Below are 6,905 nucleotides of genomic sequence, written 5' to 3'. Positions count from 1 at the left end.
CAGGGTGGTGAGGCCGGTACGTCCGGCGGGTCCGGTACGACAGGCTCGTCCGGGTCGGCGGGCGCGTCCGGTGATTCCGGTTCGGGCGGGTCGGGCACGGGCGGCGGGTCTGGCGCGGGTATAGGCGGCGGGTCAGGCGCGGACGGTCCGGATTCGGGCGCCGGGTCCGGCGACTCGGGCGTGTCCGGTGGTACCGCCGGCTCCGGCGATTCGGCCGGGTCCGGTTCGTCCGGCGGTTCCGGCTCGGGCGGGTCTCGTTCGTCCGGCGGGTCCGGTTCGTCCGGTGGTTCCGGTGCGCCCGCCTCGCCCGGGAAGCGCTCACCCCTCGGTGCCGCCCTGGGGTCGTTCTCGTACACCGCCGCCGACGAGGAGAAGCGGCGCGGCGTCCGCCGTATGAAGACCACCGCCACCGGTCTGCTGCTGCTCGTCGCCGTGATCTACGTCCTGGCCACCTGGGCCAGGAACTCCGGCGCGGGCGGCTGGACCGGCTATGTCGCCGCGGCGGCGGAGGCGGGCATGGTGGGCGCGCTGGCGGACTGGTTCGCGGTGACGGCGCTGTTCCGGCACCCGCTCGGCATCCCCATCCCGCACACCGCGATCATCCCGAACAAGAAGGACCAGCTCGGCACGTCCCTGGGCTCGTTCGTGGGTGAGAACTTCCTCTCCGCCGAGGTCGTACGGGCCCGTCTGCGCGCCCTCGCCATCGGCGGCCGGCTCGGTGCCTGGCTCGCCGCGCCGGCGCACGCCGACCGTGTCACCGCCGAGCTGTCCACGGCGCTGCGCGGCGCCTTGCGGGTCCTGCGGGACTCCGACGTACAGGCCATCGTCGGCGAGGCGATCACCCGCCGCGCCAACGCGGCGGAGGTCGCTCCGGGCATCGGCAAGACCCTGGAGAGAATCGTCGCGGACGGCTCGCACCACCGCGCGGTGGACCTGATCTGCGCCCGCGCGCACGACTGGCTGGTGGAGCACGGCGACTCGGTCGTGGACGCGGTCCAGGGCGGGGCGCCGGGCTGGACCCCGCGCTTCGTCGACCGCCGGGTCGGCGACCGCGTCTACAAGGAGCTGCTGCGCTTCGTCACCGAGATGCGCGACATGCCCGACCATCCGGCGCGCGCCGCGATCGACCGTTTCCTCGGGGACTTCGCCATGGACCTCCAGTCGGACACGGAGACCCGGGCCAGGGTCGAGCGGCTGAAGTCGGAGCTGCTGGCGCGCCCCGAGGTGCAGGACATCATCGCCTCGGCCTGGGCCTCCGTACGCGCGATGATCATGTCCGCGGCGGAGGACGACCGGAGCGAACTGCGCCTGCGCGCCCGCGCCTCGCTTCTCTCCCTGGGCTCGCGGCTGACGACGGACAGCAGGCTCCAGGGGAAGGTGGACGGGTGGGTCGAGGATGCGGCGGGCTATGTCGTCTCGACGTACCGCAGCGAGATCACGTCCCTGATCTCGGACACCGTACGGAGCTGGGACGCCGCCGACACCTCGCGCAAGATCGAGGCGCACATCGGCCGCGACCTCCAGTTCATCCGGATCAACGGCACGGTGGTGGGCGCGCTGGCGGGGCTGCTGATCTATACGGTGGCGCACGCGCTGGGCGCGTAACCGGGGGCGCCGGGGCCGTGCGGGGGGGTGCGCGTGCGGGCGGCTCCGGGCGATTGCGTGCGGGGAGCGCTGGGCGGCAGGCGTGTCGCCGGGAGGTGTGCGGCGGGAGCGCCGGGTGCGCGGCCTCGGGGCCCGGGTGGAGCGCTGGGCGCGCGCCACGGACGATGTCGCCCGGCCACGCGCCCAGCCACCAGGGGGGTGCCGCCCTTGAGTACGGAGCGCGGGCCGGGTCTGTTCAACGGAACGGCAACCCGTTCGCGGCCTGGCGTGCGGGGAGGGCCGCTGCTGTCACCCGTCGGCGCGCCGGGTGACGGCCCACGACGCGGCGGCGACCCCGCCCGCCACGGCGAAGACAGCCGGCCAGGCCCCGATCTTCTTGGCCAGCGGATGCGACCCGGCGAAGGCGGCGACGTACGCGACGCTCAGCCCGACCGCGGCCTTGGTCCCGCCGGTACGCTGCCACTCCCGCGCGGCCACCGCACCTGCGGCTGCGAGGGCGACCCCGCCAAGGGGCCGCTTCTTCGTCCACCGGGCGATCCCATACCCGCCAACGAGCCCACCCGCGGCCACCACACCCGCCGGAACGCTTCCTGATGCCGATGCTGCTACTACTGCCATGCCCCCGAGCCTAACGACCCGCCCGCCGGAGCCGCTCGTTCTACCGGCCCCCGAACACGTTCCGCCGTGCTTTCGCCCGCTTGAGGTAGGCGGCGTGTTCCGCGTCCAGGTCGACGACGGTGAACTCCAGGAGTTCCATGATCAGTTGGCTGGCGAGTACCCAGCCGAGGCGCCAGCTCTCGAAGGCCACGCCGCCCGCGTCGTACACCACGGGATACAGCCCGCCCGGCTGGTACAGCGCTCCGTGCACCCCCGCCAGCACGAACGTCCGCACCCGCAGCGCCGCATAACTCGTGCGTAAGTGCGGGCACGCCCCGACCGAGATGACCGCGCACGGCACGCACAGCGGCGGATGCGTGGTGACATAGCCGGGCTTGTGCAGCTCCGGCTCGTCCGCGTCCTCGCCCACGACCCACAGCGTGCCGTCGTCGGTACGGTCCGACGGCCCGCCGCAGACCTGGCACAGCAGCTTCCGCATCGCCCGGCGCTGTCGCAGGAAGTGCACGTTCCCGAACTCAGGACGCCCCTTCCCCGGACTGATCCCGATCCGCTTCCACAGGACGCCCATGTCGTCACGCTCGTACGGCCCCTCGTCGGCGTACGCGATGCCACCACCCCTCACGACCAACGCACCCGGCGGCTGATGCTCGGAGGACCAGCACGCGATGTACGGGACGACCGGATGCCTGCCCACCGGTGAAGTCACGAACAACCACGCTCATCGGGTAGTCGGAGTGGCAGAGACAGCTCGGCCCAGACGACCTTCCCGGGCGCTCCGTCATCCCGTTCATCGACTCCCCAGTTGTTGGCCAGAGCGGCTACGAGGACAAGGCCCCGGCCGTCAAGGGAGTCCAGGGCCAGGCCCCGCAACTCGGGCCGGCAGGGCGACGAGTCGTACACCTCGATACGTACGGCCCCGGGCCGGGGCAGGTAACGCGTCTCGATCTCGCGCCCCGGAGAGACACGGGTGTGTCGGGCGGCATTGGTGAGTAGTTCGGACAGCACGAGCGACGCGGAGTCTTCCAACTCGGACAGCCCCCAATCCGCCAACATCTTCCGCAATTGCACCCGCGCCAGCCCTACACAACTTGGGTGCGGACTCCACCGCAGTACAACGGAGCTTCTCTCTTGGCCGCCCCCGGCTGGAAGTAAGTGCCGCAAGAACGGCTCGAAGAACTGAGCGATAACCTTCACCATGCCATCAACTCCTTGTAGTTGAGACCACGCCCCCGGTCCGTTCGTGCGGTCGCGGGCGTCCTTGTCGAGCACCGTGTGAGCGTTGCTCGTCTTACGAGCTTCTAGGCGGCGGGGAGCGACCGGAACACCAAACGGGGAACCCCACAAGGGACTTTGGGGATCCCCGCTCAGTAGGCCGGGGATACGCTGGGGGAAGTCACTTCCGTCCCTGCTAGGTGGCCCATGGACGATCGCGAGACACGGCGCAGCGGCTATCCGCTGACGATCCCCGACACACTGCTGCGGAGTGAGGCGATGCGGGAAGCCTGCGCCGCTCGGAACTTTCGAGAGATCTTCCGTCTTGTCAACAGGCGGACAGGCTCCAGCCACGCCGCCATGGCAGCCGCTGTCGGCAAAATGACGAGCTCGCGAGTAAGCGACATCATCCGTGGTGTCCGCGGCGTGCGTGGACCAGACGTAATCGAACGTATTTGCGATAGATTCGGCATTCCTGGGGAAATGCTGGACGTGCCTGAACGGCCTTGGGAGAGGGGTTCCCCGGATGGCAGCCACCGATCCGAGACTCTGACCTACCCTGGGTCAAGCGGCCCGGATACGTCGTTGGATATCGCGGACAACGCCTCCGTAGACGCCCTTCCTGACGTGCTCTTGGTTTCTGTATGGATTGAGGGGAGGAAACAAGTTGTGCCCATCAGTCGGCGAACTCTGGTCACAGGTGCGATTGGTGCCGCACTGCAAATAACAGACGTGGCGCGGATTTCAGCATCGAGTCATGCGTCCAACCTGGGCTCTGCACTGCCGAAACTCCCGAAACTCGATGCGACCCAAATCGAGGCAGCAACAGTGCATCTCCAAGAAATGTGGCACGCCCTCGTTCAGGCCGACAATCTTTTTGGTCCGCGCCACGCGCTCGCTTCAGTTCGCCGGCAACTTTCAGTGCTCGAATCGCTTCTCGAGTACGCCAGGGGTGCCCAGCGCTCTGAACTACTGAAACTTTCAGCCAAGTACGCGGAATCTGCCGCATGGCTGAATGAAGACTCCTCGGATATGCAGGGTGCGGCAAAGTGGACGAGTCAAGCCATGGAATGGGCGAATGAATCAGGTGACCAAGCCATGGTTACTTGGACACTTTTCCGTAAGAGTCAGCAGGCCACTACGAGGAAGAACGCTGCACAGACTGTGAGCCTCGCTCAAGCCGCCCAGCGAAACGAGTCTGTTCTTACCTCGCCCATGCGCGCAGCCGCTATGCAGCAAGAAGCGCATGGATACGCATTGGAAGCTGATGAGGTTTCTTGTCATAACCGTCTGGACGAAGCGCATAAATTTGCGGCCTCGCCGGACACCAAAGGTGATGCGCGCATGGGGCATGGAGACTTCTGTACCGCAAGTTACATCGAAATCCAGCGAGCTAATTGCTGGCTCACCCTTGGTCGCCCTGATCTCGCTGTTCCGATCTTCGAAACTGCACTGAGCGAACTTCCGGGCGCCTACCAGCGAGACCGGGGTCTTGCGCAAGCTCGTCTGGCACTCGCCTATGCGGGAATACGGGAGTACGACTCGGCGGCAGTGCAGGCCGCCTCTGCCCTGAGCGTCGCGCGTAGTTCAGGGTCATTGCGTACCATGCATGAGACGGTCTCCGCAGTAAATTCGCTCGGAGAAGTTCACACTTCGCAGGCGGTGTCTCAGTTGTTTGACGCCATTAGAGAAGAGGGTGGATTTCCGACGTCATGACTGCGTATGAGATGGCTGCAATGCGTCGGGCTATCGCAATTTCCGCCCAAGGGTTGGGTTCGACCAGCCCCAATCCGCCTGTTGGTTGCGTAATTCTCGACAGCGATGGGCGAACCGTTGGCGAAGGGTATCACGTACGCAAGGGTGAGCCGCACGCAGAAGTCAATGCGCTTACCGCCGCCGGCAAACGGGCGACGGGCGGAACGGCCGTTGTAACACTGGAGCCATGCAACCACTACGGACGTACCCCACCATGCCGTGAAGCCCTAATTAATGCGAACGTAGCTAGAGTGCTCATTGCGGTAATGGATCCAACGTCGCGCGGAGAGGGCGGAGCTGCACTCCTGAAAAGAGCAGGTGTGGAAGTCGAGCATGGCTTTCTTGAAGATGAGGCGCTTCTGGTTCTGGGTCCTTGGCGAGCCTCTCTGCAAGGTGATCGCCCCTTCATCACGTGGATCTATGAAGCGGATGCAGACGGAAATCCGAGCCCTCGTCCCGCGCAAGGCATCGCGTTTGAAGAAATGAATGCACTTCGATCCTCACACGATCTGGTGATTGACCAAAAAGGTGTCGAAGAAGGGAGGGTGGGAAGTCATGGTAACGACGTATTCCGGATTCCGCGTAGACCGCTGGACGGCAATGCCGCTGAATTGGTAAGAACGCTCAGTGAAACGGGGGCGCGATCCGTTTTGCTATCAGGAGTGATCGATGAACTGTCCCCGATCACTTCAGCGGGAGTGGTTGATCAGGTAATCGCCTATCTCCCGAGAACTCCACACTCATGGTTGCCCGAGACTGATTCGGCACACATTGTTGCAGTCCCGAACGGTTATCGGTTGACCGAAGTTACTCGACGGGCAGCTTATGTACGCCTTGTGGGACACAGGACTCGCTAGATCGGAGAGCGAGGCATGCCCTGGATCCGGTCTCCGAAGCATGTCCGACCGCAGACAAGTCCTAACGCAACTCAGGACACAAGAGATCGTCACAGGCCGCCGCCGCGTGTTCTGTTCGCGGAGTGGCGTGGGCACTGAACCCCCATGTCCCGAACCACCGCCGCCGACCCGGCCATCGCCCAACTGTCCCGTACACAACAGCGCCTGGCGACCACCCGCCAGTTGCGCGCCACCGGCCACGCCGCCAGCACCGTCGCCGCCCGGTGCAGACCGGCCGGCCCCTGGCAGCGTTTGCTGCCCGGCGTCGCCCTGATACAGACCGGTGAGCCGAACCTCCGCCAACGCCTGCTTGCCGCGGTCCTCTACGCGGACCCCGGGCCGACCGCGCTCTCGGGTACGAGGGCTGTCCTTACCGGCGAGGCGGCGCTGACGCTGTACGGAGTACGGGGCGCGGCGGCCGACCATGCGGATGTCCTGATCAGCACGCGGCGCGGCCTGCGGGACAGGGCGTACGTACGGCTGCACCGCACCAGCCGCTGGCCGCCGACCCTGCTGGTCGACGGCATCCCTTGCGTACGCCCGGTCCGCGCCGCGTCCGACTTCGCGGCTCACGAACCGTCCACCGAGCGGGTACGCGCGATCCTCGCGACGACGGTCCAGATGTGCAGTTGCCACCCGGAAGACCTACACGCCGAACTCCGCGCGTCCCATGCCCTGCGCAACCCGGCCGTCCGCACCGTCCTCGACGAACTCCGAGCGGGCACCCGCTCCATCGCCGAGGGCCAGGCCCGCGACACCCTCCTCGCCGCCGGCCTCCCTCACCCCCTCTGGAACCCACATCTCCTAGCTCACGAGACC

The 6,905-nt window shown here is 66.7% G+C and carries 6 protein-coding genes and 1 pseudogene; 4 read left to right on the top strand and 3 right to left on the bottom strand.

What is annotated here, in order from left to right:
• Positions 1-120: 120 nt before the first annotated feature.
• A complete protein-coding gene (locus WH07_RS22200; protein ID WP_079023447.1) occupies positions 121-1,605 on the top strand; it encodes a DUF445 domain-containing protein in 1,485 nt (494 codons plus the stop codon).
• A gap of 288 nt (positions 1,606-1,893) precedes the next feature.
• On the opposite strand, the gene WH07_RS22195 is transcribed toward WH07_RS22200, so the two are convergent.
• From WH07_RS22195 to WH07_RS41985, 3 genes are read right to left on the bottom strand one after another with little or no spacing between them, the layout of a single operon-like run.
• A complete protein-coding gene (locus tag WH07_RS22195; RefSeq protein ID WP_046502824.1) occupies positions 1,894-2,223 on the bottom strand; it encodes a hypothetical protein in 330 nt (109 codons plus the stop codon).
• A gap of 40 nt (positions 2,224-2,263) precedes the next feature.
• Positions 2,264-2,929, bottom strand: a complete 666-nt coding sequence (locus WH07_RS22190; protein WP_232789010.1) for a hypothetical protein — start codon at positions 2,927-2,929, stop codon at positions 2,264-2,266.
• Complete coding sequence (locus WH07_RS41985) at positions 2,926-3,420, bottom strand: ATP-binding protein (RefSeq protein ID WP_332836366.1); 495 nt, start codon at positions 3,418-3,420, stop codon at positions 2,926-2,928. Before WH07_RS41985 ends, WH07_RS22190 begins: the two co-directional genes overlap by 4 nt.
• A 222-nt stretch (positions 3,421-3,642) precedes the next feature.
• Between WH07_RS41985 and WH07_RS41300 the strand changes: the two genes are divergently transcribed.
• The 3 genes and pseudogenes from WH07_RS41300 to WH07_RS22180 form a co-directional block, all read left to right on the top strand.
• On the top strand, positions 3,643-5,151 hold the full coding sequence (locus WH07_RS41300) for a hypothetical protein (RefSeq protein WP_232789009.1): 1,509 nt from the start codon (positions 3,643-3,645) through the stop codon (positions 5,149-5,151).
• Positions 5,148-6,047 carry a bifunctional diaminohydroxyphosphoribosylaminopyrimidine deaminase/5-amino-6-(5-phosphoribosylamino)uracil reductase RibD gene (gene ribD / locus WH07_RS37890; protein ID WP_079023446.1) on the top strand — a complete coding sequence of 300 codons (900 nt, stop codon included), beginning with the start codon at positions 5,148-5,150 and terminating at the stop codon, positions 6,045-6,047. Before WH07_RS41300 ends, ribD begins: the two co-directional genes overlap by 4 nt.
• A 144-nt stretch (positions 6,048-6,191) precedes the next feature.
• A pseudogene (locus WH07_RS22180) lies at positions 6,192-6,905 on the top strand (hypothetical protein); the annotation flags it as partial.

It is taken from the genome of Streptomyces odonnellii (assembly GCF_000981895.1).
Taxonomy (GTDB): Bacteria; Actinomycetota; Actinomycetes; order Streptomycetales; family Streptomycetaceae; genus Streptomyces; species Streptomyces odonnellii.
Note: the sequence above shows the minus strand (reverse complement) of the source record. Positions and strands in the feature narration are given on the sequence as shown.